This window comes from Pseudomonas sp. MSSRFD41, assembly GCF_014230245.1.
Taxonomy (GTDB): Bacteria; Pseudomonadota; Gammaproteobacteria; order Pseudomonadales; family Pseudomonadaceae; genus Aquipseudomonas; species Aquipseudomonas piscis.
The window spans coordinates 119,784-144,439 of sequence record NZ_JACKZK010000016.1 but is presented as its reverse complement, the minus strand read 5'-3'; the positions used below and the strand labels follow the sequence as shown (position 1 = coordinate 144,439).

Below are 24,656 nucleotides of genomic sequence, written 5' to 3'. Positions count from 1 at the left end.
GGACGCGCCAGCAACGATGGGCTATATAGTGCAGCGTCTTCGAGCAAAGGAATCGCCATGACCCACGACATGTTCTGGTTGACCACCAGTGACCACCACCGGCTGTTCGTCAACCAGTGGATGCCCACCAGCCCGCCCAGGGCGATTGTCCTGCTGTCCCATGGCATGGCCGAGCACAGTGGTCGCTATGCCCGCCTGGCCCAGGCCCTGTGCGACGCAGGTTATGGCGTGTGCGCCCCGGACCAGCGTGGCCACGGCCGTACCGCCGAGCAGGGGGTACTCGGCCATTACGCGGATCACGGCGGCTGGAGCAAGGTGGTGGGCGACCTGGCCAGTCTCAACCAGCACATCGGCCAACAATACCCCGGCACGCCCATCGTGTTGCTGGGACACAGCATGGGCAGCTACATCGCCCAGGCCTACCTGCTGCACCACAGCGCCAGCCTGCATGGGGCGATCCTCAGCGGCTCGAATTTCCAGCCGGTGGCCCTGTACCGCGCCGCCAGCCTCATTGCTCGTTTCGAGCGCTGGCGCCAGGGCGGCCAGGGCCGCAGCGCCCTGATCGAATGGCTGTCCTTCGGCTCGTTCAACAAAGCCTTCAAGCCCAACCGCACGGCCTTCGACTGGCTCAGCCGGGACCCGGCGGAAGTCGACAAGTACGTCAACGACCCCCTGTGCGGCTATCGCTGCACCAACCAGCTGTGGATCGACCTGCTCGGCGGACTGCAGCAAATCAGCAAGATAGCCAACCTGGCACAGATCGATCCGGGCCTGCCGCTGCTGGTCATGGGCGGCGAATGTGATCCGGTGAGCGATGGCAAGCGTCTCAAGGATCTGGCCGGCGCCTTGCGCGAGGCCGGCAGCCAGTGCCTGCAACTGAATATCTACCCGCAGGCGCGCCATGAACTGTTCAACGAAAGCAATCGCGACCAAGTGACCGAGGACGTACTGGCCTGGCTGGAACAGGCACTGCAACACCGCAGGCCGGCACGTTCGGAATAGGTCGCCGGCCAGTACGCTCAATTATCTGCCATAGGATTTGCACAACATGACCCAGGTTACCAACACCCCATACGACGCCCTGGAAGTCGGCCAGACCGCCCAGTACAGCAAGACCGTCGAGGAGCGTGATATCCAGCTGTTCGCCGCCATGTCCGGCGACCACAACCCGGTGCACCTGGACCCCGAGTTCGCCGCCGCCACCATGTTCAAGGAGCGCATCGCCCATGGCATGTTCAGCGGCGCGTTGATCAGTGCGGCAGTGGCCTGCGAGCTGCCTGGCCCGGGCACTATCTACATCGGCCAGCAGATGAGCTTCCAGAAGCCAGTGAAGATCGGCGACACCCTGACCGTGCGCCTGGAAATCCTGGAAAAGCTGCCCAAATTCCGCGTGCGCATCGCCACCCGCGTGTTCAACCAACGTGATGAGCTGGTGGTCGACGGCGAAGCCGAGATCCTCGCGCCGCGCAAGCAACAGACCGTGACCCTGCCAACCCTGCCAGCCATCGCCATCGGCTGACCCCGGGCCGATACGCCGGCCCTGTTACTTGCGCCCCTCTTCGACCTGAACGCTGGCGGTCATGCCGGCGCTCAGGTTGATGCCTTGCGGCACCTTGTCGAGCTTGATCCGCACCGGAATCCGCTGGGCCAGGCGCACCCAGTTGAAGGTCGGCTCCACCTCGGCCAGCAGTTGCCCGTCAGGCGTGGCGTTGCGGTCGGTGATCCCTCGACTGATGCTTTCGACATGCCCCTGCAAGGCCTCCCCGGCGCTCATCAGCCAGACCTTGACCGGATCACCGACCTTGATCCGCGGCAGCTTGGTTTCCTCGAAGTAGGCCTGGACATAAAAGGTCGAGTCATCCACCAAAGCCATCACCGACTGCCCGGCGTTGACGTAGTTGCCTTCGGCCAGGCGCAGGTTGGTGATGTGCCCATCCCGTGGCGCGCGAACCTGGCTGCGGGCCAGGTTCAGTTCGGCGACCTTGGCTTCGGCCTGGGCCTGGCGCAGTTCGCCACGGGCAACCCCGGCGTTGATCTGGGCATTCTCCCGCAGCTCGGCACTGATGGCCTGGGGCCCCAGGGCCGCACGCCGACTGGCCTCGTGCTCGCGCAGGCTGAGCTGCTGCTGGCGGGTCTGTACCACGGCCTGGGCCTTTTCCAGGGCCGCCTCGAAACGATCGCGATCGATGCTCAACAACAGCTCGCCGGCCTTGACCTGCTGGTTGTCCGCCACCTTGAGCTCGCGCACCCAGCCGGAGACGTCGGGGGCGACGATCACCACATCGGCGCGGATTCGCGCGTCGCGGGTCCAGGGGGTGAGCATGTAGTACTGCCACAGGTGATAACCGGCGAAGACCGCCAACGCCACCAGGCACAGGGTAAACAGGACACGTACCGGTGTACGCATGGACAACTCCTTATAAAGGTCCGAGGACGAACGTGACCGCCGCCAGCACACAGACATACAACGCACAATCGAACAACGCTTCGTGCCAGATCCAGCGCCCCACCCCGCAGGCCCGTAGCAACAGGCGCAGCGCACCGGTGAGCGCCAACGCCAGCACCACGTAGGTCAGGAACGGACTGAGCAGCACCCCACCCAGCGACCACTCACGCAGCCCCATGACTTTCCTCCTGCTGCCGGCACCAACTGCGCCAGCTGTTTTGCAATTGCAGCACCGCGCCCTTGGCCAGCTTCAGTGCATCGCTGGGTGGCTGCTGTTCCAGGGCTGCGAGCAAGGCGGCACTGGGCGCCACCAGGGCGTCCTGGCGGCTACCCGCCGGGCCTTGCTCCAGGGTGCGCTGCAGATCTTCGAAATACCTGTGCTGGGCGACGCCTGCCGGCACTTGGGCCACCGCCAGGCTCAGGCGCAAGTGCATCAGCTCATCACCGATATCCAGGCCCAGCAGGCCGTCATCCCAGCGACTGCGGGCCGGCTCGGGCAACTCCGGGTAATGCCGGGCCAGCTGCAACAGGCGGTCGGCCATGCGTCCGCCAAACCAGCTTTCGGCCCCCCGCAGGTTGCGCCGGGTCAGGCGCACCAGGTCACTCAGGGTCGCCGCCAGCAGGCGCCGGCCATGCCAGGCCGGATTTCGCAGGATCAGCAGACGGAAGGCCAGCACCGCCGCCCCGACCCCCAGCACCATGGCCTGGGCGCTGTTGAGGAAGTTGGCCACGTCGAAGGTCATGTGGTTCATCGGCGAGATCAATACGATGAAGTGCAGGCAGAACGAGGTGGCGGTGGCGCCGATCTGCGGCTTGGCCATGCCCAGGGCCCCGAGGAACAACGGCACGCCCATGGCCATCGCCAGCATCGGGAAACCGCTCCACTGGGGCAGCAGGATCTGCCCGACGAAGAAGGCCGCAGGCAGCGCCAGGAAGATCCCGCGCATGAAGCTCATGCCGATCTGCGCACCGTTCTCGCGGCTGGCGAACAAGCCGCAGACCACACAGGTCAGCAACATCGCCCCGGAAGCCGCGGGCCAGGCGGTAGCCAGCCAAAAACTGGCCACCGTGAGGAAGGCCAGGGCACTACGAGCGCCGAAGACCAGGGCCAACGACAGGTCACGGTGGGGCGTCAGGTTCGCCGGCTGCTCCACCGGCCCTCGTCCCCGTTGCACCGCATCCAGGGCCTGGCTCGCGGCCAGGGCAGTGTCGAGCAACAGGGCGAAACGCGCCAGGCAGAAGCCCTGGGCCGGGCTCAGGTGCTGATCATGGGAAGCATCCAGCAGGCGCGGACGCAACACCTGCAAATCGGCCTTGTCCGTCGTGGCCAGGGCCTGCTGCACCTGGTCCAGCCAGGGTTGCAACTGCCGGGCCTCATCGGCGTCCAGTTGCTTCCACTGGCGCCGCACCGAACGCGAGATGCGCAACAGCTTCAGCAGCTTCTGGCTCAGGCCGCTGATGGCCCTGGCCCGCTGGCGCCCCGACGGCCCCTCGAACCAGGCATGTTCGCGCTGGGCATCCACGGCGACGATCCGTCCGAGGATCTCCAGCAAACCCTTGCGCGCCTGGGCATCGCCGGCCAGGGTGGCACGGGCCGCCTGCATCCCGCTCTGCCAGGCGGCATGGGCTTGTTCCGCCAGTTGGCGCTCGACCCGCAGGGGCCAGATCAGGGCGCTGCTGGCGGTGGCGCAGATGATTCCCAGGGAAATTTCCGTACAACGCGCCACCGCCTGGTCGAAGATGCTCAACGGATGGTTGATGGCCGGCAAGGCGATGATCGCCACGGTGTAGCCGGCCAGCACGAAGGAATAGGACCAGGCGCTGCGCAACAAGGTGGAACTGGCAGTGCACAGCCCCAGCCACAGCGCCAGGGCCAGCAGGAACAACCAGGGAGTCTGGGCGAACAGGCCCATGAACAGCACCGACATGAAGGTGCCGACCAGGGTCCCCAACAGCCGCGCCAGGCCCTTCTGCAAGACCATGCCGGACAGTGGCTGGGCGACGATGAACGCAGTCATCAAGGCCCAGGAGGGCTGCTCCAGGCCCCAGCGCAGCGCTAGCCACAGCGCCAGCCCGCCACCCAGCAGGGTCTTGATCGCGAACTGCAGCGCGGGAAGGCTCGGGGCAAGCAGGGCCTGCAAGGTAATGGGCACGGACAAGGACTCTTGGAGGTACGAATTAAACATAGCCGGGAACGCCCAGGACGGGCGCAGGCCAATTATTAGCAAGCTAACTAAACCCCGTCCAGCGCTAAATCCAAGGCACAAAAAAACGCCAGACTGGCTGGCGTTTTTGACAGCTTTTAAGCTTAGGAGCGGGCGCGAGCCTGGTTGCGCAGGGCCTTGACCTGGTCATGGTTGCGTTGCGCGCCGTGGTACTGGCGCTCCACCACGTCACGAATGCCTACCAGGTTGTGCTTGGAGATTTTCTCCAGGGCTTCCTTGTAGGCTTTCAGGGCATGGTCCTCACCCCGCTCGGCCTCGTTGAGCACGGCTTCCTCGTCCTTGCCGGTCACCATGGACTTGAGGTCGACCCAACGCCGGTGCAAGTCGCCGCTGACGCTGGTGGAGGTCTCCGGATCGCCGCCCATGGAACGCACCACCGATTGCAATTCAGCCGCGGCGGCGGCGCAGTCGGTGGAACGCTTGATGAACAGGGCCTTGAGCTCCGGATGCTGGATGTCCTCGGCACAGGTCTTGAAGCCCTCCTGGCCATCCTTGCTGGTCTCGATCAGGCTGTTGAGTACCGAAATCGCTTCTTTGTTCAAGTCAGTCATTTTCAGGTTCCTTGCAGGTTACGAGAATGGGATCGACCGTGGCCGACCTTCCTGCCGTTTACCATTGCAGCGCCCATGCCAGACTCACCAATAAAATATTTTTCTTTATATTCAACAAGTTAATAGAAACAGGAAAATCTGTATCCGCGTTATTTGCATGATCTGTCATTTGGCCTGCATGCAGAATGCCTGTATTTTCCAAGACTCTCGTAGCACACCACGGTGGCGGCCATGACCCCTGAAACACTCGAACTGCTGGTCACCCGGGAAATGCCCTTCGGCAAGTACAAGGGACGCATCCTCGCCGACCTGCCCGGCCCTTATCTCAACTGGTTCGCCCGCGAAGGCTTTCCCAAGGGCGAACTCGGCGGCCTGCTGGCGCTGATGCAGGAAATCGACCACAACGGCCTGTCCGACCTGCTCGATCCGCTACGCGCCAAGCACGGCAAGCCCAAGCCCCGCCATTGACCACTGCCCTTCCCTGAACCTCCATCACCGATAAAGAGCCCAGCATGCCAAGGACTGCCACCACGCTGGCCCGCGACGAAGAGCATTGGCGGGGCATTGCCCGGCAGTTCGACCTCGAGTCCGGACCGATCAACCTCGAGAACGGCTATTTCGGGCGCATGACCCGCAAGGTGGCCGAGGACTACCAACGCAATATCCTGTGGGTCAACAGCAGCAATTCGGTGCATGTGCGCCAGCGCTTCGAGCAGGTCGAGGCCTTGCAGATCCGCCACCAGCTGGCGCGTTTGCTGGCAGTCCCGGATAACGCCGTGGCCCTGACCCGCTGTGCCTCCGACGCCTTGCAATCACTGATCCGCAACTACAATCGCCTGCAACCCGGAGACCAGGTGCTGCTCAGCGACCTGGAGTACGACACGGTGAAAAGCGCCATGCGCTGGCTGGCCCGCCATCGTGGCGTGGAAGTGATAGAAATCCAGCACCAGCACCCTGCCAGTTTTGACAGCCTTTTGACGACCTACAAGGATGCATTCGAGCGCTATCCGCGCCTCAAGTTGCTCCCCCTGACCCACGTCACCCACCGCAGCGGCCTGGTGATGCCGGTCCAGGCCATTGCCGCGCTGGCCAAGGAATACGAGGTCGATATCATCCTCGACGGCGCCCATGCCCTGGGCCAGATCGATTTCGACCTGCAACAGCTGGGCATCGCCTTTGCCGGTTTCAACCTGCACAAGTGGATCGGCGCGCCATTGAGCCTGGGCTTTCTCTACATCGATCCCGAGCGCCTGGACGCCATCGACCCCGACATGGACGAATTCCACTTTCCGGCGGACGACATCCGCGCCCGCACGCCCTACAGCACACCCAACATCCCGGCCTTGATGACCTTGCCGCTGGTGTTCGAGGAACACCGGGCCATGGGCGGCGCGGCAGCCAAGGGCGCTCGCCTGAACTACCTGCGCGAAACCTGGACCGAAGCCGTGCGCCAGTTGCCGGGCATCGAGGTGATGACGCCGGCGGACCCGCGCCTGTGCTGCGCCATCAGCGCCCTGCGCTTCACTGGCCACCAGGATCAGCAAGCCCTGGTGGACCGGCTGCTGCGCGACTACGACCTGTTCACGGTGATCCGCAAGGGTGCAGGCTTCGGCCCCTGTATCCGCATCACCCCGGGCCTGGTGACGCCGCTGGAGCATATCCAGCGCCTGGTCGTCGCCCTTGAAGAACTGGCCACCAGCTGAAACCTTCCGGAACCGCTGCCCCCGGCCGCCACCAGCCCATTGCGCCAGCGGTTACGGGGAGTTCAGGTCGGCACTTTTTTCCGGGCAAAAAAAAGGTGCGCCGACCAAGCGCACCATAAAGCCGTAGAACACACCAACGAATAGGATTGGAGCTTCAGTCCAGCAGGGCCAGGGCCTGCGCCGTGCACTCCTGGATACGGGCCCAGTCGCCGTCCTTGATCCACTGCGGATCGAGCATCCAGCTACCGCCCACGCACATCACGTTCTTCAACGCCATGTAGCTCTTGATATTGGCCGGGCCGACACCGCCGGTAGGGCAGAACTTGACCTCGCCGAACGGGCCACCCAAGGCCTTGATCGCCGCCACGCCACCGCTGACCTCAGACGGGAACAGCTTGAAGCGGCGATAACCCAGGGCATACCCCTCCATGATCCCGGAGGCGTTGCTGATTCCCGGCAACAGCGGGATCGGGCTGGCGACGCTGGCTTGCAGCAGCTCGCGGGTGATGCCCGGGGTGACGATGAACTGCGAACCCGCCGCCTCCGCCGCCGCCAGCATCTGCGGGTCGAGCACGGTGCCGGCGCCGGTCACCAGCTCCGGGCGCTGCTCACGCAGGATCTGGATGGCCTTGAGGCCGAACTGCGAACGCAGGGTGACTTCCAGGGCCGTCAGGCCGCCCGCGGCCAGGGCATCGGCCAGCGGCAGCACGTCCTGCTCACGGGCGATGGTGATCACCGGCAGGATCCGCGCCTTGGCGCAGAGGCTGTCGAGCAGGGCTACTTTGTCCGCCATGGAAACGGTCGGAGGGAGGTTTGTCATCGCGGCTGATCCTTGGCTCATGGGCACCAGTAAATCTCTAACGGGGTTTGCAGGAAGGCGCGAATCGGCATGTCGGCGACCACGTCGCCAGCCAGTGCGGCACCCAGGGTGGTCAGCTTGGACTGACCGGAAATCGACAGCAGGCTGCTACGGGCCGACGCCAGCAGGGCCCGGCTCATGCTCAGGCGCTGACGGGGCACGGTAGGCGCCAGCATCGGCCAGCACCGGCGGCTGCCAGCGGGTTCGAGCGCCTCGGCCAGGTTCGGGCTGCCAGGGAACAGCGAGGCCGTATGCCCGTCATCGCCCATGCCCAGCACCAGCACATCGATCCCGGGCAACTGCGCCAGGGCCTCGTCGGCTTGCCGGGCGGCTTCTTCCAGGCTGGCCGCGGCGCTATAGAGACCAAGGAAACGCGCCTTGGCCACCGGCCCCACCAGCAAGTGCTGCTTGAGCAGGCCGGCGTTGCTATCGGCATGCTCCACCGGAACCCAGCGCTCGTCGGCCAGGCTGATCAGCACCTTGGACCAGTCCAGCTCCTGCTTGACCAGGGCCTGGAAGAACGCCACAGGGCTGCGGCCACCGGAAACCACCAGGCTTGCCTGGCCCCGGGCGGCAATGGCCTCGCGCAGTTGTTCGGCGACCTTCAGGGCCAGGCCCGCAGCCAGCAGGGTCGAGCTGCGAAATTCGTGGGCGCGCACGCCCGCCGGCAATTGCAAATCAGATATCGCCATACCACGACCTCCCATCCCGCGTGATCAGTGCAATGGAACTCATTGGCCCCCAGGACCCGGCCGCATAGGGCTTGGGTGCATCACCGGACTTCTTCCAGCCGGCGATCAACTGGTCGCACCACTTCCACGCGGCTTCGATTTCATCTTTGCGCACAAACAGGTTCTGGTTGCCGCGCATCACTTCCAGCAACAAGCGCTCGTAGGCGTCGGGAATCCGCGCGCTGCGATAGGTATCGGAAAAATTCAGCTGCAACGGACCGCTGCGCAGTTGCATGCCCTTGTCCAGGCCCTGCTCCTTGGTCATCACCCGCAACGAGATGCCTTCGTCCGGTTGCAGGCGGATGATCAGCTTGTTGCTGATCTGCAGGCGCTGCTCGGGGGCGAAGATGTAGTGCGAGGGTTCCTTGAAGTGGATGACGATCTGCGACAGTTTCTGCGGCATGCGCTTGCCGGTGCGCAGGTAGAACGGCACCCCGGCCCAGCGCCAGTTGCGGATATCCACACGCAGGGCGACGAAGGTCTCGGTATCGCTCTGGGTGTTGGAGTTTTCTTCCTCCAGGTAGCCAGGTACCGATTGGCCCTCGCTGTGGCCGGCGATGTACTGGCCACGTACCACCTGGGTGGTCAGGCCTTCTGGGCTGATGGGCGCCAGGGCCTTGAGCACCTTGACCTTCTCATCGCGGATGCTGTCGGCCGAGAGGTCGGCCGGCGGGTCCATGGCGATCAGGCAGAGCAATTGCAGCAAGTGGTTCTGGATCATGTCCCGCAGCTGGCCGGCCTTGTCGAAATAGCCCCAGCGGCCTTCGATGCCGACCTTCTCGGCCACGGTGATTTCCACGTGGGAGATGTAGTTCTGGTTCCACTGGGTTTCGAACAGGCTGTTGGCGAAACGCAGGGCGATCAGGTTCTGTACCGTTTCCTTGCCCAGGTAGTGGTCGATCCGGTAGATGCGGTTCTCCGGGAAGAACTGCGCCACGGCATCGTTGACCTTGCGCGAGGAATCCAGGTCCGAGCCGATGGGTTTTTCCAGGACCACCCGGGTGTGCTGGTTGAGCCCGACCCGCGACAGGTTCTCGCAGATCGCCCCGTACACCGCCGCCGGCGTGGCGAAATAGGCGATCAGGCGCTGCTCGCTGCCGACCCGCTCGGCCAGGGCCACGTAGTCCTCGGCCTTGAGGAAATCCACATGCAGGTAGCTCAGGCGGGCCAGGAATCCCTTCAACACGGCGGCGTCGATGTCATGGGCGCCGACGTACCTGTGCAACTCAGCCTCGATATTGGCCAGGTGTTCCTGCTCGCTGCCCGGCTCGCGAGCCAGGGCCAGGATCCGTGTGTCCTCATGCAAGAGGCCGGCGGCATCGAGCTGGTACAAGGCAGGAAACAGCTTACGCAGCGCCAGATCGCCCAGCGCGCCGAACAAGGCAAAGGTGCAGGGTTCAACCGTTATCGAAGGCATGATGTTTGTTCTTTTATCAAGTTAAGCTACAAATACCTTTTTTCAAGGCATCACTCAAGGGAAAATGTAGTAATAAACACAACATCTTCACAAAATATCGATTCCAGGTGGTCCTCATTCCGGGCCACCAGTACGATAGGCCACCTTTCAACTTCGCATTGCAGGCGCGGCGAGCCCGGCACGCAGCGTAATCCCGGGACCCCGGCGGCATCACGATCGCCAACGCCCTTCCCGGATTGACCGCCTCCCGGCTTCCCCGTTTCACCTGTCTAGCCGATCTAGGAAACCTGAATGGACCGAGTGCGAAATCTACTGGAGCAGATCCAGAACCGCCTTGAAGAATTGAACAAGGCGGAACGCAAAGTCGCCGAAGTCATCCTGCTCAACCCGCAGCAGGCCACCCGCTTCAGCATCGCCGCCCTGGCCCAGGCCGCGTCGGTCAGCGAACCGACGGTCAACCGCTTCTGCCGTTCGTTCGGCGTCAGCGGCTACCCGGAACTCAAGCTGCAACTGGCCCAGAGCCTGGCCAGCGGCGCTGCGTACGTCAGCCGTGCGGTGGAAGCCGACGATGACCCGGCAGCCTACACCCAGAAGATCTTCGCCAGCGCCATCGCCTCGCTGGACAGCGCCTGCCAGCAGATCGACCCGCAGCAGGTCAGCCGCGCCGTGGACATGATGATCCAGGCCCGGCAGATCCACTTCTTCGGCCTCGGCGCCTCGGCTCCGGTGGCCATGGACGCCCAGCACAAGTTCTTCCGCTTCAACCTGGCGGTGTCGGCCCACCCCGACGTACTGATGCAGCGCATGCTCGCCTCGGTGGCGCACACCGGCGACCTGTTCGTGATCATCTCCTACACCGGCCGCACCCGCGAATTGGTGGAGGTCGCGCGCCAGGCTCGGGAGAACGGCGCCTCGGTGCTGGGCATCACCGCCGCCGGCTCGCCGCTGGCCAAGGCATGCAGCCTGAGCGTGCACCTGCCACTGCCGGAAGACACCGATATCTACATGCCCATGACCTCGCGGATCATCCAGCTCACGGTGCTCGATGTCCTGGCCACCGGCATGACCCTGCGCCGTGGCGTGGACTTCCAGCCGCACCTGCGCAAGATCAAGGAAAGCCTCAACGCCAGCCGCTACCCGGCAGGCGACGAGCTCGACTGAAGCCACAGGCTCCCGCGACCCGCGGGAGCCTCTTTGCCCTACCCCGCCGCGCGCGCCTGCAGGCTTAGGTGGGCCCGCTCCCCCGGTGCCAGCCGCAGGCTGTCGGTGCCGCCGGCAGCCGCCTCGACACAGACGAAACGCGACACCTCGCTCCAACTCACCCCCAGCAGTGGCCGGGTACCGGGATGCCAGACCACGGTGTCGGCGTCCTCGCCGGTATCGATGCGCAGCGCGCGTTGCCAGGCGCGGTCCTCGATCTGCAACTCGCCCTCGTGCTGGAACACCCGCTGGCAGCCGCCGTCGACCCGCAATTCGCCCTGTTGCCGGCAGGCCTGGCGATTCAAATGATCGTAGCCCTCGGCGCCATCGAGCCCAGACAGCGCTACCTCACCAACGTCGCCAATACGCCAGTAGGCGTGCAAGGCCTGGCTCAACTGGCAGGGTTCGCTGTCCTGGTGCTCGGTGCTCAAGCGCAGATCCATGCCCCGGCCCAGGTGCGCATGCAGCTCGACCTTCCAGTCGCACAGCTGCAATTGCCAATGCAGGCGCACACCGTCGTCATCGCTGTCGCTGTCCAGCAGCTTCCAGTCCAGCAAGCGCGCCCAGCCATGGGACGGCCAGGCATTCTCGCTTGGATGACGGCCATACCAGGGCCAGCACACCGGCACCCCACCCCGGATCGCCCCCACCTGCGGCCACTTCGCCGCGCACCAGAGCCAGGGTTTTTCCCCGGCGGGCTGGAAGTGCAGGAGCTGCGCGCCCTGGCGGCTGAATACCGCCTGGCACAGCGGATGGTCGATCACCAGCACATCGCGCATCTGGTAGCGCTCCCAGGCAAACACCGGGCGCTCGCGCAGGGTCTTGAAAAAACGTTGCAGGGGATGCTCATGCATGTGCCGCGGTCCTGAAAATCATGGTGGTGGTCGTACAGCTGGCGGCTGTCGCGAGAGCGCCTGGCAAAAAAAAGCGGATAGCCAAGGCCATCCGCAATATGCGCACAGAGAAAGGAGCTTATCGCAACAGCGTCAGAACACCGACTGAATTTTCAGGCCGGCCACCAGGGCGTTGTCGACCTGGTCCACACCGCCCGGATGGGTGATGTATTGCAGGTTCGGCCGCACGGTCAGCCAGTCGGTCACATGGAAACCGTAGTTGAGCTCGTAGTTGTACTCGGTCTCGCGCAGGGGCGAGTACAGCGGATTGTCGTAGTCGCTCACACCGATGGCGGCGTTGGCCAGCTGGGCGTTCTTCTTCACGTCGTCGTTGACATGAATGCGGGCGAAACCGATGCCCACGTCATCCTTTGGCCGGGCATCGAACGGCCCCTTGTAGACGAACATCAGCGACTGGTAGTTGTCGACGACGTTGGTGTCCTTGTCATGAAAAGTAGCGTTGGCGGCGATGTTCAGGCCACGCGAGGCGTCGCCGTTATGGCTGGTGAGCTGCTGCTGGGCGACGAACCAGTAGCCGTGCTTGCTGTTGTGCACGCGGTAGGCGCTACCGGTGCTGGCGGCATCCTGGCCATTGACGTCCTCGCGTACGTCATTGGCCTTGGCGGTGCTCTTGTAGTAACCCACCCGGTACTCGCCTGGCAGGTTGTTGACCTTCGGCGACCACACCAGTTCTACCGGCAGCACGGTGCCCTTGGTGCCGCTGCCGCTGAGCTTGAAGCCGTTGCCGTGCTCGGTTTGCGACGGGTTCTGGTTGTAGGCGCCGATCTGCGCATAGAACTCGGGGGTGATGTGGTACTTGATGCGCAACGCCGCCTGGCTGACCGGCCAGTTGTACCAGATGTTGGTCGCCCAGTTGCCCACCTGGGAACCACAGAAGGCCAGGTTCTGGAACTCGCAGGGGAAGGTGTTGAAGTCCTCGCCCTCGCCGAAATAACCGGCCTTGACGTCCAGCTTGCCGTCCAGGAATTGGTGCTGGATCCACAGTTGGGTCAAGCGCACCATGTGCCCGCGGCCGTAGACCTCCTGGGAGGAACTCAAGGTGCCGGCCCGGGGATCGCCGACGCGATCGTTGGAGATGTTCTGGCCATTACGGTTGGTCAGCTGGATCTTGGCCTGGGTGTTGTCCCAGCCCAAAAGCTTCTGCAGGTCGAACGCCACGCCCAGGCCGAACTGGTCGCTGTAGCGCCCGGTCTTGTCGTCGTTGTAGCCACCATGGAGGTTGGCGCCCATCTCCGCGACGTAGTCGGCCTTGATGTCGATCCCCTGCTCCAGCAGCTTGGTGCGGGTCCCGCCCCAGTCACCGGTCATCCACTTCGAGTTGGCGCCGAACGCTTCGTCGGCCATGGCCTGGCCGGACAGGACCAGCGCCGCCACCGCCGACAGCTGGCAGAGCAGGCGGGTATTGCCGTGTTGCTTCTTCATCCCTACATCCTCGTCTTTATTGTTATTAACGGTTTATCCAACGCGGTTTACAGTTCCTGCGACGGATGACAGGCCATCCGCCCCGAATTCATCGCCCCTTGAATTGCGCCACATTGCCGCCGTGGCCCTGGGCCATGGCAGGGCCGGCCGCGCCCAGGCGCTCGCCGCTCTGGGCATCGAACAACAGGACCCGGGCCGGGTCGAACTGCAAGGTCAGGTTCTGCCCGGCCGCGGGCGCCTGGTCCGGGGCCAGGCGGCAGCAGACCTTGGTGCCGTTGAGGGTGACGAATACCAGGGTATCGGGCCCGGTGGGCTCCACCACCTCGACCTCGGCGCGGATGCTCGGCAGGCCGTTGGCCTCGGCGGGCGCCAGGGCGATCTGCTCCGGACGAATGCCCAGGATCACCTCGCGCTCCTCGAGCCCGGCGTCACGCGGCCCCAACGGCAGCTCGCAGCGGGCCTGGCCACTGTCCAGCAGGGCCAGCCACTGGCCGTCCTGGCGTTGCAGGCGCAGGGGAATGAAGTTCATCGGTGGCGAGCCGATGAAGCTTGCCACGAACAGGTTGGCCGGATCGTTGTAGATCTGCTGCGGAGTCCCGAATTGCTGGATGATCCCGTCCTTCATCACCGCCACCTTGTCCCCCAAAGTCATGGCCTCGATCTGGTCGTGGGTGACATACACCGTGGTGGTCTTCAGGCGCTGGTGCATCAACTTCATTTCGGTACGCATCTCGACCCGCAGCTTGGCGTCGAGGTTGGACAGCGGCTCGTCGAACAGATAGATCTTCGGCCGCCGCGCCAGGGCCCGGCCCATGGCCACCCGCTGCTGCTGGCCACCGGAGAGCTGGCCCGGCTTGCGCGCCAGCAGGTGCTCGATCTGCAGCAGCTTGGCCACCCGCGCCACCTCGGTATCGATCTCGGCGGCGGGCATCTTGCGGATCTTCAGGCCGAAGGCGATGTTGTCGCGCACGCTCATGGTCGGGTACAGCGCGTAGGACTGGAACACCATGGCGATGTCCCGGTCCTTGGGGCTCATGCCGCTGATGTCGGAATCATCCACCAGGATCGCCCCACCGCTGATGGTCTCCAGGCCAGCGATGCAGTTCATCAGGGTCGACTTGCCGCACCCCGAGGGGCCGACGAGGATCAGGAACTCGCCGTCGTCGATCTTCAGCTCGATGTTCTTCAAGGTGTCCGGCAGGCCGGCACCGTAGGTCTTGTTGACGTTGCGTAATTCGAGAGTTGCCATGCCTTACCCCTTGACCGCGCCGGACGTCAGCCCGCGCAGGAAATACTTGCCGGCGAAGATGTACACCAGCAGTGTCGGCAGCCCCGCGATCATCGCCGCCGCCATATCAACGTTGTATTCCTTGGCCCCGGTACTGGTGTTGACCAGGTTGTTCAGGGCCACGGTGATCGGTTGCGCGTCGCCACTGGCGAACACCACGCCGAACAAGAAGTCGTTCCAGATCTGCGTGAACTGCCAGATCAGGCAGACCATGATGATCGGCACCGACATCGGCAGCAGGATCTTGCCGAAGATGGTGAAGAACCCCGCGCCATCCAGGCGCGCAGCCTTGACCAGGGCATCCGGCACGCTGACGTAGTAGTTGCGAAAGAACAGCGTGGTGAAGGCCAGGCCGTAGACCACGTGCACCAGCACCAGGCCGGTGGTGGTGTTGGCCAGGCCGAACCGGCCAAGGGTGAACGAGGCCGGCAGCAGCACGGTCTGGAACGGCAGGAAGCAGCCGAACAGCAACAGGCCGAAGAACAGCTGCGAACCGCGAAAGCGCCACATCGACAGCACATAGCCGTTCAGCGCGCCGATCAGGGTGGAGATCAGCACCGCCGGCACGGTGATCTTCACCGAGTTCCAGAAATAGCCACCCACGGTGTCCCAGGCCTTGATCCAGCCGATGCCATCGACCACCTGGGGCCAGCTCAAAAGGTTGCCGGTACGGATGTCCTCAGGGGACTTGAAGCTGGTGAGCAGCATCACCACCAGCGGCACCAGGTACACCGCCGCCGCCAGCAGCAGCGTGGCGTAGATGGCGATCCGGCTGAAATTCAGGCGCGGCCTGGCGAACGAATCAGTCATGGCGCTTGCCCCGCAATTCGGAATACAGGTACGGCACCAGGATGGTCAGCACCGCGCCCAGCATCAGCATGGCGCTGGCCGAACCGATGCCCATCTGGCCACGGCTGAAGGTGAAGGAGTACATGAACATCGCCGGCAGGTCGGAAGAGTAGCCAGGGCCGCCGGCGGTCATCGCCGCCACCAGGTCGAAGCTCTTGATCGCGATATGGGCCAGGATCATGAAGGCGCTGAAGAACACCGGGCGCAGGCTCGGCAGGACGATCTTCAGGTAGATGGTCGGCAGGCTGGCGCCGTCCACCTGGGCCGCACGGATGATCGACTGGTCGACACCCCGCAGGCCGGCCAGGAACATCGCCATGACGAAACCCGAGGCCTGCCATACGGCGGCGATCACCAGGCAGTAGACCACGCGATCCTGGTCCACCAGCCAGTCCAGGCGAAAGCCTTCCCAGCCCCAGTCGCGCAGCATCTTGTCCAGGCCCAGGCCGGGATTGAGCAGCCATTTCCAGGCGGTGCCGGTGACGATCATCGACAACGCCATGGGGTACAGGTAGACGGTGCGGATGAAGCCCTCGCGGCGGATGCGCTGGTCCAGCAACACCGCCAGGAACACCCCCAGCACCAGGCTGATGCCGATGAACAAGCCGCCGAACACGGCCAGGTTCTTGCTCGCCACCCACCAGCGGTCGTTGTCCATCAGCCGCAGGTATTGCTGCAGGCCGACCCACTTGTAGCTCGGCATGAAGCTGGAATTGGTGAAGGACAGAATGAAGGTCCAGAGGATGTAGCCATAGAAACCCACCAGCACGATCACCATGCTCGGCGCCAGCACCAGCTTGGGCAACCAGCGCTGCAAGGCATCCAACGGCGAGGCTTTGCTGAAAACCGCCACAGAGCTCATCGGAGAAATCCAGTTGAAGAAGTGAGTGTCCGCAGGAGCGAGGCTCGCCGGCGGATGGACATCGACAGGTAAATCGATGCCCACCGACGCACCGCCTTCGCGGGCCAGCCTCGCTCCTGCGAGGGAGAGCGTTTCGGGAATGGCCGCAGGCATGCCTGCGGCCCGGACCTTACTGCGCGGCCTTGACCGCCGACGCCAGTTGCGCACTGGCCTTGGCCGGGTCCGCATCCTTGTCGTTCATGAAGTTGGTCACCACATCGAAGATCGCGCCCTGCACCGCCAGGGACGTGGCCATGTTGTGCGCCATGCTCGGCTGCAGCCCACCGGTCTTCTCATCCGCCAGGAAGTCCTTGGCGGCGGCCTGGGCGCAGGAGTCGAAACCTTCGGCGTCCATGGCGTTGAGCATGTCGGTGCGCACCGGGATCGAGCCCTTGTTGATGCTGAAGACCTTCTGGAAGTCCTTGCCCAGGGCGACCTTGGCCAGGTCCTGCTGGGCGGCGATATCGCCCTTGCGATCGGCCTTGAGCTTGAACACGGCCAGGGAGTCGATGTTGTAGGTGAAAGCCTTGTCGGTGCCCGGGAACGGCACGCACTGGTAATCCTTGCCGGCGACTTTCTTGGCCGCGGTCCATTCGCTCTTGGCCCAGTCGCCCATCATCTGCATCCCGGCCTTGCCGTTGATCACGTCGGCGGCGGCGATGTTCCAGTCACGCCCGGCACGGTTGGGGTCCATGTAGCCGGAGAGCTTCTTCAGCTCGGCGAAGGCCTTGGTCATCTCCGGGCCTGCCAGGGTCTTCTGGTCCAGGTCCACCAGGGCCTTCTTGTAGCCTTCGGCGCCCATCACCGAGAGCACCACGTCTTCGAATACAGTGCTGTCCTGCCAGGGCTGGCCACCGTGGGCCAGGGCGATGAAGCCGGCGGCCTTGAGCTTGTCGCCGGCGGCATAGAATTCTTCGAGGGTGGTGGGCGCCTTGGCGATCCCGGCCTTCTTGAACACCTCGGGGTTGATCCACAGCCAGTTGACCCGGTGGATGTTCACCGGCACGGCGACGTAGTCCCCTTCGTACTTGACGGTATTGGCCACCTTGGGCGAAAGCAGGCCGTCCCAATTCTCGCTCTTGGCCACGTCCTTGAGGGTATCGGTGCTGAGCAGGCCGGTGCTGCCCCATTCCTGGATGTCCGGGCCCTTGATCTGTGCCACACCGGGTGGGTTGCCGGCCACGGCGCGGCTCTTGAGCACGGTCATCGCGGTGGAACCGCCACCGCCGGCCACGGCGCCGTCCTTCCAGGTGAAACCGTCTTTCTCCACCTGGGCCTTGAGCACATCGACCGCAGCCTTTTCACCACCGGACGTCCACCAATGGACCACTTCCACGGAACCTTTGGAGTCGGCGGCCAGGGCACTCAGGGGAAACAGGGAGGCAAGGGAAATGACAGTGGCGAGGCGAGAAATCGCATTCATCTGAAGTACCTTTCTTGTTGTTATCATGCAAGTCTGGTGCTTGCGCTGCAAACGAGTCTAAACAGACTAGCCCAGCGCCCGAGTAACGAAGCGATGGGGAAATGTCACCGCATGGTTACACAGCCCCCGGGGCAGACATGTCGGCCAGGGCCGTGGCCATGCTCGGCGCCAGGGGCAGGCGCGGAATCAGCACGGCCTGCCAGGCGTGATAAAGGTCCGGCTTGCCGCCCCAGATTTCTGCCGCAGGGCGGTTGTCCAGGCCCAGTTCGTGGTGCCAGCTGCCGAACTCGCGGTCGATGAAATGCGCCTGGCAGAACTCCCAGAAAACCCGGTACCAGGTTTCGTAGCGCTCCTCTGCGGTACGCCTGAGCAAGGCACTGGCGGCGGCGCTGGCTTCGGCGTGGGTCCAGTGCAGGCGCTGGCGCACCACCGGGCGGTTGCCCCAGTCCAGGGTGTAGACGATGCCCGGGGCGCCATCCACGTTCCAGCCGTGACGGCAGTTGCTGTCGAACAGGCGCTGGGCATCCAGCACCAGCCAGCCAGGGGTCAGCATTCCGGCCTGGCCCCGCGCGGCTTCCAGGTGCAGCAACAGCCGCGCCCACTCGAATCCGTGGCCCGGCGTGGTACCGAAGGGGCGAAAACCATCGGCGGGACACTCCCGGTTGTAATCGCGCAAGGGCTGCCAATCCAGGTCGAAGTGCTCGACCACCATGAAGTCGTTGGCCGCCGCATGGACGTGGATCAAGCGCTCGGCGATGCGCAGGGCGCGACTGAGCCAGCGCGGGTCCTGGGTGACGTCGGCCAGGGCGAGAAAGGCCTCGGTGGCGTGCATGTTGCTATTGGCCCCGCGATAGGCCTCCTGTTCGCTCCAGTCGCGGCTGAAGGACTCGATCATCGCGCCCTCCTGCTCGCTCCAGAAATGCTCCTCGATCACGCCGACCGCCTGCTCCAGCAAGGCCTCGGCCCCCGGGCGCCGGGCCACCACCGCGGAACTGGCGGCCAGGGCGACGAAGGCATGCAGGTAGGCTGCCTTGCCGCCATTGCCGTCGGCCTGCCCGGCCACCGCGAACCAGCCGCCATGCTCGGCATCACGCAGCGGACCTGAGAGCGCCGCGACGCCGTGGTCCACCAATTCGGCAAAGCCAGGCAGCCCCTGGATATGGGCCATGGCGAAGCTGTGGGTCATGCGCGCGGTATTCATGGTTTCGGCCCGGGCGCCGGCAGGCAGGCAGCCCCGGGCATCCAGGTTGCCGAAGCCCTCGGCAAGCCGCGAGGCCTTGGCGAAATCCAGCAGCCGCAAGCCCTCGGCGGCCAGCCAGCTGTGGTGTGCGGGAGCGTTCAGCCAACTGCTGAACGGCAGGGAAAGAGGTTCCATGGACGACCTGTTGTTGTTCTTGTCGAAGGCTTGAGTCTAATCAAGCCAAGGTTGGCCCCAGGTAACGAAGGACACGGCAAATGTCACCAGGTCGTGACAAACCAGCGGACGCCGGTAGGCGCTAAGTTTGCTCGCGATGCACGATAACGCGCCGTGTCAGGCAGGACGCTTTCCAGGTACCAGGTAAGCCTCGCTGCTACAGGAGAAGAAGAGTTGTTCAGTCCGCGAAACGCGGCAGGTACAAGGTCACCCGCAGGCCGCCCTCGCGCAGGTTCTGCAAGCTGACTTCCCCGCCATGGCTATGGGCGATGTTGCGTGCGATGCCCAGCCCCAGGCCGTAACCCTGCTGCTGGCCGGCCAGGCGGAAGTGCGGCTCGAAGACCTGCTCCAGCCGCTGCTGGGGCACGCCGGGGCCCTCGTCGTCCACGTGCAGGATGAAGGCGTCGGCGTCATCCTCGATATGCAGGTGGGCGTTCTGCCCATATTTCAGGGCGTTGTCGATCAGGTTGCCCATGCAGCGCTTGAGCGCCAGGGGCTTGCCCGGGTAGCTGGCCAGGGCCCGTCCCTGCTGGGTCACCCGGCCATTGCCGGCGGGCGCCAGGTAAGGCTCCACCAGGCAGTCGAGCACCTGGTTCAAGTCCACCGGCTCGATGTTCTCGTGGATGTCGGTGTCCTTGACGCATTGCAATGCGCCCTTGACCAGCAGCTCCAGCTCATCGAGGTCGCGGCCGAACTTGGCTTGCAGTTGTTCATCCTCCAGCAGTTCCACCCGCAACCGCAGGCGGGTGATGGGAGTGCGCAAGTCATGGGAGATGGCGCTGAACAACTGGCTGCGCTCGGTCAGGTAGCGGCTGATGCGCTCGCGCATGCTGTTGAAGGCCCTCGCCACTTCCACCACCTCACTGCCGCCGCCCGGCGCCACCGGCTGCACATCGGCGCCCAGGGACAACTCGCGAGCGGCCCGGGCCAGGCGCTTGAGGGGCCGGCTCTGCCAGTGCACCAGCAGGCCGATGAACAACAACAGGAAGCAGCTGGTCAGCAGGATGAACCACACCTGCTGTGCCGGCAGGCCCTGCTCTTCGAGGCTGGTGTAGGGCTCGGGCAGCAATGAAGCGATGTACAGCCACTCGCCCGGGGCCATCTGGATCTGGGTCACCAGCACCGGCGGGTTCACCGGTTCCAGGGTCAGGGCGTAGTGGGCCCAGGACCGTGGCAGCTCGTCGAGCTTCAAGCCACCGTTGAAGATCCGCAGGTCGTCGGGCCGTACGAAGGTCACGGAGATGTCCGCATCGTTGCCCAGGGACTGGCGCAACACCTGCTCCACCGCCCGCAGTACCGCCTCCTTGCGCGGCGTGGCCGGCAACACCTGCATGTCCAGCGGCTTGTCGTTGAGGGTCACGACAAAACGCGTACCGCCCATGCTGCGCAACTGGTCGAGTACCAGCGGCCGATAGGCCACCGGCAGCGAACGCAGGTAACTGACGCTGGCGGTCATCGAATGGGCCAGGCTGCGGGCGCTGGTCACCAGGCCCTCGAGCTGGGTGGCACGCAACTGCGAGACCCAGATCACGCTGGACAGGGCCTGGGCCAGCAGCACCACCAGCAGGGTCAGCAACAGCATCCGGCCCAGCAGCGAACGCGGCATGGGCACCCGTTGCAGGCAGCCCTTGAGGGTTTCAGCGAGCACTGCCAGCTACCACATTGGCCGCCAACTGGTAGCCACTGCCGCGCACGGTGCGAATCAGCCGCGGTGGTTTTTCCGTGTCCCGCAGGCGTTGGCGCAAGCGGCTGACCGCCATGTCGACGATGCGATCCAGGGGCATCAGGTCGCGACCACGGGTGGCATTGCCGATGGTGTCGCGATCGAGGATTTCCTGGGGATGATCGAGGAACAGCTTGAGCAGGGCGAAGTCGGCGCCGGAGAGGATCACTTCCTCGCCGTCGTTGTGGAACAGCCGGTGGCTGATCACATCCAGGCGCCACTCGTCGAAGCACAACACCTCGCCTCCGGCCCGCTCCTGGGCGAACTGCGCCCGGCGCAGCAGGGCCTTGATCCGCGCCTGCAGCTCACGGGGGCTGAACGGCTTGCCCAGGTAGTCATCGGCCCCCAGTTCCAGGCCGATGACCCGGTCGGCCTCGTCGGAACTGGCGGTGAGCATGATGATCGGCACCTGGCCGCGCTTGGGGTGCTGGCGAATCCAGCGGCACAGGCTGAAGCCGTCCTCGTCGGGCAGCATCACGTCGAGGATCACCAGGTCGCTGGGCGCCTCGTTCAGGGCCTGGCGAAAACCTGCGCCATCGGCGGTGCTGCGCACCTGGAAACCGCAGCGGCTGAGGTAGGTCTCCAGCAGCTCGCGGATTTCCTGATCGTCGTCGACCAACAAGATCGACCTACTGGCTGATATCACCCATGCCGTCCTTTGTCGTTGTCATGAATGGAGGGCGATTATGCCTGTTCCAGGGCCACCCCGGCGCCGGTCAGTCCGGAATAGGGCGCGGTCACCAGCCACACCGGGATGCCCTTGAAGTAATCGCTCATGCAGCCCTTGTCGGCAAAGCTCTTGGCGAAGCCGCTCTGGATGAAAAAGTCGGCAAAACGCGGGATCACCCCGCCGACGATGTACACCCCGCCCCGGCCGCCGGTGGTCAGCACGTTATTGCCCGCCACCCGGCCCAGCCAGCAACTGAACTGCTCCAGCACCTCGCGGGCGATGGGGTCGCCGGCCAACCCCGCGGCGGTGATCGCCTCGGGGGTATCCAGCCGTGGCTGGTGGCCGTCCACTGCGCAGATGGCCCGGTAGACCCGGGGCAGGCCGCCGCCGCTGAGGGCGGTCTCGGCGCTGACATGGCCGATCTCGTCGTGGATGTGTTGCCAGAGCTGGGTTTCCCGGGGGCTGCTCAAGGGCAGGTCGACATGCCCGCCCTCCCCCGGCAGGGCCATGTAGCGGCCATCGCCGAAGTTCAGCAGGGTGCCCACCCCCAGGCCGGTGCCCGGGCCGATCACCACCGCCGGGCGCAGCGGCTCGGCAACGCCCTCGCAGACCACGCGGAATTCATCCGGTTGCAGCCGGGTCATGCCCAGGGCCATGGCCGAGAAATCGTTGACCAACAGCAGGCGCTCGACCTGCAGCGCCTGGCAGAACGCCTGGCGGTCCAGGCGCCAGTGATTGTTGGTGAAGCGGAACTCGTCGCCGCTGACCGGCCCGGCCACCGACAGGCACACCGAACCCACCGCGCCCAGGGCCAGGCCCTGCTCCTTCAGATAGGCCTTGATGGCATCTTCCGGACAACTGTAGTCCGCCGTGGCATGGACCTGGATCGCGTCCAGCTGTTGGTCTTTCCACAACGCGAACCGGGCGTTGGTGCCGCCGATGTCACCGACCAGGGCCAGTTTCAATTCAGTGTCTCCAGGGCAGAAGTGAAGGCGCTGGCGCCCTGCTCCGCCGAGCTGAAGGCCATGCGCATGAAGGCGAAGAGTTCGCGGCCGGTGCCGACGTTGTTGCCCAGCAGGCCCTTGGCCGGCTCGCGGGCGGCGAACTGTTCGGCGTCCACCTTAAGCTCCAGGGTGCCCTTGATGCCATCCACGCGAATGATGTCGCCATCCCGCACTCGGGCCAGCGCCCCGCCGACCTGGGCCTCGGGGCTGACGTGGATGGCCGCTGGGATCTTGCCCGAGGCGCCGGACATGCGCCCGTCGGTGACCAGTGCCACCTTGAAGCCACGGTCCTGCAGCACCCCGAGGAAAGGGGTCATCTTGTGCAGCTCGGGCATGCCATTGGAACGCGGGCCCTGGAAGCGCATCACGGCCACGAAGTCTTTTTCCAACTGGCCGGCCTTGAAGGCGTCGGCCAGGTCCTGCTGGTCCTGGAACACCATGGCCGGAGCCTCGACGACCTGGTGCTCGGGGGCCACGGCGGAGACCTTCATCACCCCGCGCCCCAGGTTGCCTTCCATGACCCGCAGCCCGCCTTCCGGCGAGAAGGCCCGGGCCACCGGGCGCAGGATGCTTTCGTCGAGGCTTTCGATCGGACCGTCGCGCCATACCAGCTTGCCGTTGTCGAGGAACGGCTCCTGGGTGTAGCGGCTCAGGCCCGGGCCGGCCACGGTGTTGACGTCTTCGTGGAGCAGCCCGGCCTCCAGCAGTTCGCGGATCAGGAACGACATGCCGCCGGCGGCCTGGAAGTGGTTGATGTCGGCCTTGCCGTTGGGATAGACGTGGGACAGGGTCGGCACCACCTCGGAGAGGTCGGCCATGTCCTGCCAGGTCAGCTGGATGCCCGCGGCCTGGGCGATGGCCGGCATGTGCAGGGTGTGGTTGGTGGAGCCGCCGGTGGCGTGCAGGGCGACGATGGAGTTGACCAGGCAACGCTCGTCGACGATTTCACCAATGGGCGTGAAGGCGCCGCTCTGGCGGGTCAGGCGGGTGACCTGTTGCGCCGCCTCATGGGTCAGGGCATCGCGCAACGGCGTGTTGGGGTTGACGAAGGACGCGCCGGGCAAGTGCAGGCCCATGACCTCCATCAGCAACTGGTTGGTGTTGGCGGTGCCATAGAAGGTGCAGGTGCCCGGGCTGTGGTAGGACTTCATCTCCGATTCCAGCAGCTCTTCGCGGCTGGCCTTGCCTTCGGCATAGCGCTGGCGCACGTCGGCCTTCTGTTTGTTGGAGATCCCCGAGACCATGGGGCCGCCCGGGACGAAAATCATCGGCAGGTGGCCGAAGCGCAGGGCTCCCATCATCAGGCCCGGGACGATCTTGTCGCAGATGCCGAGCATCAGGGCGGCGTCGAACATGTTGTGCGACAGCGCTACCGCCGTGGACAACGCAATGACCTCGCGGCTCGGCAAGCTCAGCTCCATCCCCGCCTCGCCCTGGGTCACGCCGTCGCACATGGCTGGGGTGCCGCCGGCGAACTGGCCCACCGAACCGATCTCGCGCAGGGCCTTCTTGATCAACTCGGGGAAATGCTCGTAGGGCTGGTGCGCCGACAACATGTCGTTATATGACGAAACAATCGCCACGTTGGCCGCGTTCATCATCCGCAGGCTGTGCTTGTCTTCGGCGCCACAACCGGCCACCCCATGGGCGAAGTTCGCGCATTGCAGCTTGCCGCGCTGCGGGCCGTCGCTGGCCGCACCGCGAATCAGGGCGAGATAGGCCTGGCGAGTGGCGCGACTACGGGCGATGAGCCGTTCGGTGACCTCAAGAACGCGGGGATGCATGTGTAGAACTCCAGGCTAACGGATGTGGCGACCTGTTTGTCTATGCTGGTCCAAAGCCCCGCCGCTAGGGGACAGCGGAGGAAATTCCTGACCATTCGGACCAGTTGATTCAGGTCACTCGTTGTAGATAAA

Annotated in this window: 23 protein-coding genes; 5 read left to right on the top strand and 18 right to left on the bottom strand. The window is 64.7% G+C overall.

All coding sequences use genetic code 11. The features are described 5' to 3' along the window. The first annotated feature begins 57 nt into the window (after positions 1 to 57). Positions 58 to 1,002, top strand: coding sequence for an alpha/beta hydrolase (locus H7A76_RS22520; RefSeq protein ID WP_185700540.1), 945 nt, complete (start codon positions 58 to 60; stop codon positions 1,000 to 1,002). A gap of 46 nt (positions 1,003 to 1,048) precedes the next feature. Next, the gene (locus H7A76_RS22515; RefSeq protein ID WP_185700539.1) at positions 1,049 to 1,519 is read left to right on the top strand and encodes a MaoC family dehydratase; all 471 of its coding nucleotides are present in this window, start codon (positions 1,049 to 1,051) and stop codon (positions 1,517 to 1,519) included. 24 nt (positions 1,520 to 1,543) lie between these two features. Here the strand turns inward: H7A76_RS22515 and H7A76_RS22510 are convergent, their stop codons facing one another. The 4 genes from H7A76_RS22510 to H7A76_RS22495 all read right to left on the bottom strand — a co-directional run bounded on the left by H7A76_RS22510 (position 1,544) and on the right by H7A76_RS22495 (position 5,222). Next, positions 1,544 to 2,407, bottom strand: coding sequence for an HlyD family secretion protein (locus H7A76_RS22510; RefSeq protein WP_185700538.1), 864 nt, complete (start codon positions 2,405 to 2,407; stop codon positions 1,544 to 1,546). Between the two features lie 10 nt (positions 2,408 to 2,417). Further along, the gene (locus H7A76_RS22505; RefSeq protein ID WP_185700537.1) at positions 2,418 to 2,624 is read right to left on the bottom strand and encodes a DUF1656 domain-containing protein; all 207 of its coding nucleotides are present in this window, start codon (positions 2,622 to 2,624) and stop codon (positions 2,418 to 2,420) included. Continuing rightward, positions 2,611 to 4,599, bottom strand: coding sequence for an FUSC family protein (locus H7A76_RS22500; RefSeq protein ID WP_185700536.1), 1,989 nt, complete (start codon positions 4,597 to 4,599; stop codon positions 2,611 to 2,613). The genes H7A76_RS22505 and H7A76_RS22500 overlap by 14 nt, the downstream gene beginning before the upstream one ends. Positions 4,600 to 4,754: 155 nt before the next feature. Continuing rightward, entirely contained in the window at positions 4,755 to 5,222 is a 468-nt protein-coding gene (locus H7A76_RS22495) for a ferritin-like domain-containing protein (RefSeq protein ID WP_185700535.1), read from the bottom strand. A gap of 231 nt (positions 5,223 to 5,453) precedes the next feature. Between H7A76_RS22495 and H7A76_RS22490 the strand changes: the two genes are divergently transcribed. Together H7A76_RS22490 and H7A76_RS22485 are read left to right on the top strand one after the other, a co-directional pair. Continuing rightward, on the top strand, positions 5,454 to 5,690 hold the full coding sequence (locus H7A76_RS22490) for a DUF3820 family protein (protein WP_015636734.1): 237 nt from the start codon (positions 5,454 to 5,456) through the stop codon (positions 5,688 to 5,690). 44 nt (positions 5,691 to 5,734) lie between these two features. Then, a complete protein-coding gene (locus H7A76_RS22485) occupies positions 5,735 to 6,925 on the top strand; it encodes an aminotransferase class V-fold PLP-dependent enzyme (RefSeq protein WP_185700534.1) in 1,191 nt (396 codons plus the stop codon). A gap of 154 nt (positions 6,926 to 7,079) precedes the next feature. Here the strand turns inward: H7A76_RS22485 and H7A76_RS22480 are convergent, their stop codons facing one another. Genes H7A76_RS22480 through zwf form a run of 3 tightly spaced genes read right to left on the bottom strand, consistent with a single transcriptional unit; the run spans position 7,080 to position 9,932 of the window. Continuing rightward, positions 7,080 to 7,745 carry a bifunctional 4-hydroxy-2-oxoglutarate aldolase/2-dehydro-3-deoxy-phosphogluconate aldolase gene (locus H7A76_RS22480; RefSeq protein ID WP_185700533.1) on the bottom strand — a complete coding sequence of 222 codons (666 nt, stop codon included), beginning with the start codon at positions 7,743 to 7,745 and terminating at the stop codon, positions 7,080 to 7,082. Between the two features lie 17 nt (positions 7,746 to 7,762). Continuing rightward, positions 7,763 to 8,476 carry a 6-phosphogluconolactonase gene (gene pgl, locus H7A76_RS22475; RefSeq protein WP_185700532.1) on the bottom strand — a complete coding sequence of 238 codons (714 nt, stop codon included), beginning with the start codon at positions 8,474 to 8,476 and terminating at the stop codon, positions 7,763 to 7,765. Further along, a complete protein-coding gene (zwf, locus tag H7A76_RS22470; RefSeq protein WP_185700531.1) occupies positions 8,463 to 9,932 on the bottom strand; it encodes a glucose-6-phosphate dehydrogenase in 1,470 nt (489 codons plus the stop codon). The genes pgl and zwf overlap by 14 nt, the downstream gene beginning before the upstream one ends. A gap of 300 nt (positions 9,933 to 10,232) precedes the next feature. On the opposite strand from zwf, the gene hexR reads away from it, so the two are divergent. After that, the gene (hexR, locus tag H7A76_RS22465; RefSeq protein ID WP_172681684.1) at positions 10,233 to 11,093 is read left to right on the top strand and encodes a DNA-binding transcriptional regulator HexR; all 861 of its coding nucleotides are present in this window, start codon (positions 10,233 to 10,235) and stop codon (positions 11,091 to 11,093) included. A 38-nt stretch (positions 11,094 to 11,131) separates the two neighbouring features. Here the strand turns inward: hexR and H7A76_RS22460 are convergent, their stop codons facing one another. The 11 genes from H7A76_RS22460 to edd all read right to left on the bottom strand — a co-directional run bounded on the left by H7A76_RS22460 (position 11,132) and on the right by edd (position 24,524). Next, positions 11,132 to 11,986 carry a D-hexose-6-phosphate mutarotase gene (locus H7A76_RS22460; protein ID WP_185700530.1) on the bottom strand — a complete coding sequence of 285 codons (855 nt, stop codon included), beginning with the start codon at positions 11,984 to 11,986 and terminating at the stop codon, positions 11,132 to 11,134. Between the two features lie 132 nt (positions 11,987 to 12,118). Further along, the gene (locus tag H7A76_RS22455) at positions 12,119 to 13,468 is read right to left on the bottom strand and encodes a carbohydrate porin (protein WP_185700529.1); all 1,350 of its coding nucleotides are present in this window, start codon (positions 13,466 to 13,468) and stop codon (positions 12,119 to 12,121) included. A gap of 88 nt (positions 13,469 to 13,556) precedes the next feature. Further along, a complete protein-coding gene (locus H7A76_RS22450) occupies positions 13,557 to 14,717 on the bottom strand; it encodes an ABC transporter ATP-binding protein (protein WP_185700528.1) in 1,161 nt (386 codons plus the stop codon). A 3-nt stretch (positions 14,718 to 14,720) separates the two neighbouring features. Continuing rightward, positions 14,721 to 15,566, bottom strand: coding sequence for a carbohydrate ABC transporter permease (locus tag H7A76_RS22445; protein WP_185700527.1), 846 nt, complete (start codon positions 15,564 to 15,566; stop codon positions 14,721 to 14,723). Further along, the gene (locus H7A76_RS22440; RefSeq protein WP_185700526.1) at positions 15,559 to 16,467 is read right to left on the bottom strand and encodes a carbohydrate ABC transporter permease; all 909 of its coding nucleotides are present in this window, start codon (positions 16,465 to 16,467) and stop codon (positions 15,559 to 15,561) included. Before H7A76_RS22440 ends, H7A76_RS22445 begins: the two co-directional genes overlap by 8 nt. Positions 16,468 to 16,636: 169 nt before the next feature. Beyond that, a complete protein-coding gene (locus H7A76_RS22435; RefSeq protein WP_185700525.1) occupies positions 16,637 to 17,929 on the bottom strand; it encodes an ABC transporter substrate-binding protein in 1,293 nt (430 codons plus the stop codon). A gap of 115 nt (positions 17,930 to 18,044) precedes the next feature. Next, positions 18,045 to 19,304, bottom strand: a complete 1,260-nt coding sequence (locus H7A76_RS22430; RefSeq protein ID WP_185700524.1) for an AGE family epimerase/isomerase — start codon at positions 19,302 to 19,304, stop codon at positions 18,045 to 18,047. Between the two features lie 217 nt (positions 19,305 to 19,521). Beyond that, positions 19,522 to 20,949, bottom strand: coding sequence for an ATP-binding protein (locus H7A76_RS22425; protein ID WP_185700560.1), 1,428 nt, complete (start codon positions 20,947 to 20,949; stop codon positions 19,522 to 19,524). Positions 20,950 to 20,980: 31 nt separating this feature from the next. Next, a complete protein-coding gene (locus H7A76_RS22420) occupies positions 20,981 to 21,709 on the bottom strand; it encodes a response regulator (protein ID WP_185700559.1) in 729 nt (242 codons plus the stop codon). 41 nt (positions 21,710 to 21,750) lie between these two features. After that, the gene (locus H7A76_RS22415; RefSeq protein WP_185700523.1) at positions 21,751 to 22,701 is read right to left on the bottom strand and encodes a glucokinase; all 951 of its coding nucleotides are present in this window, start codon (positions 22,699 to 22,701) and stop codon (positions 21,751 to 21,753) included. Beyond that, positions 22,698 to 24,524 carry a phosphogluconate dehydratase gene (gene edd, locus H7A76_RS22410; RefSeq protein WP_185700522.1) on the bottom strand — a complete coding sequence of 609 codons (1,827 nt, stop codon included), beginning with the start codon at positions 24,522 to 24,524 and terminating at the stop codon, positions 22,698 to 22,700. The genes H7A76_RS22415 and edd overlap by 4 nt, the downstream gene beginning before the upstream one ends. Positions 24,525 to 24,656: the final 132 nt, after the last annotated feature.